We start from the raw sequence: 571 nt of genomic DNA, 5'->3' as shown, positions 1-571 counted from the left end.
GTCCGGGAGCTGCGCGACTCACCCGAACTCGCCGCCCGGGCCATGGCCGCGCTGGCCATGGCGAGTTCGGGTGAGCAACCGTACGGCGCCTACCAGCAGTGGATCGCCCGCGCCGAGGGGCTCCTCACGGACCAGTCGGACCCGGCCCTGCGGCTGGCCGTACGAGGCAACCACGTCGTCCTGCGCATGATGGCGGGCGATCCCACGGTCTGGGCCGAGGCTGAGGAGATGATGGGCACCGGGCGGACCCCCGAAGAGTGCCTACAGCTCGCCCGGCTGTCCGGCAACCTGGCCGAGGCCACCACCTGGCTCGGCCACTACGCGGCGGCGCAGCGGTTCCGGCGCGCGGGAGAGCGGCTCGCCGCCGAGTGCGGCTCACCCTGGCTCCAGGGGATCATCGACGGCACCTCGCTGCGGCTGGAATGGGGCCTGGGCAACTGGTATGACCTGGCCACGCGTGCGCGCCAGGTGCTCGACATGGTGCAGGGCGTGTCCGGCACCGCGGCCGACGCGTACCTGGTCCTCGGGCTGCTCGCCATCGCGCGCGGTGAGTGGGACGAGGCCACCGACG

The 571-nt window shown here is 73.2% G+C and carries 1 pseudogene; it reads left to right on the top strand.

Features of this window, described 5'->3' with window-relative positions:
• Window positions 1-571: pseudogene (locus KUM32_RS41570) on the top strand (LuxR family transcriptional regulator); the annotation flags it as partial.

It is taken from the genome of Streptomyces sp. AC627_RSS907, assembly GCF_019049165.1.
This window is presented reverse-complemented; position numbering and strand designations above follow the sequence as displayed.